The organism is Neisseria sp. P0021.S007, assembly GCF_051956855.1.
This window is the reverse complement of sequence record NZ_JBQCXA010000817.1, coordinates 1-591: the sequence shown is the minus strand read 5'-3', so window position 1 is coordinate 591 and position 591 is coordinate 1. Positions and strand designations below refer to the sequence as shown.

At 44.8% G+C, this 591-nt stretch carries 1 protein-coding gene and 1 pseudogene; both read left to right on the top strand.

Translation table 11 applies throughout. The features are described from left to right. Positions 1 to 208: pseudogene (locus ACTHUR_RS16125) on the top strand (response regulator); the annotation flags it as partial. Positions 209 to 218: 10 nt separating this feature from the next. Continuing rightward, positions 219 to 591: GTP-binding protein (locus tag ACTHUR_RS16120; RefSeq protein ID WP_440399686.1), on the top strand; the 373-nt coding region annotated here is incomplete at its 3' end.

The following is a 591-nucleotide window of genomic DNA, read 5'->3' as shown; positions in this document are numbered from 1 at the left end:
ATATATGACAGGCTTTTTGGCAACAGATACAGAGTTTGCAACTGATGCGAACAATACGCCTTCGTTGAATGAACAGATTGATGTGAATAGCAAAGACGTACCTGAAACAGCAATGAGCAAAGAGGCTCAAAAAATTGCCGGTCCGTCGAAAGAACAACCTCGCGGTCTGTTGCAACGCCTGATGCGTAAGTTGCTGGGTAAATCGTAAAGGACACGTCATGAAAGAAAATAAAATTATCTTTACCGGTCCTGTTGGCGTAGGTAAAACCACTGCAATTTCAGCTTTATCTGATGAACCACCGGTTCAAACCGATGCATCCGCATCCGATATGACACTTGTCCGCAAGGGGTACACGACTGTGGCGATGGACTACGGTGTCATTCATTTGGATGAGGAAACCAAGGTTCATCTGTATGGTACGCCTGGTCAGGAGCGTTTTAATTTCATGTGGGAAATTCTGAGCCAAGGCAGTATGGGCTTGGTGCTTCTTTTGGATAATACAAGAAGCAATCCATTGAAAGACCTGCAATTCTTCTTGGATGCATTTCGGGAGTTGCTGAAAAAAGCGCCTCTGGTTGTAGGGGTAACAA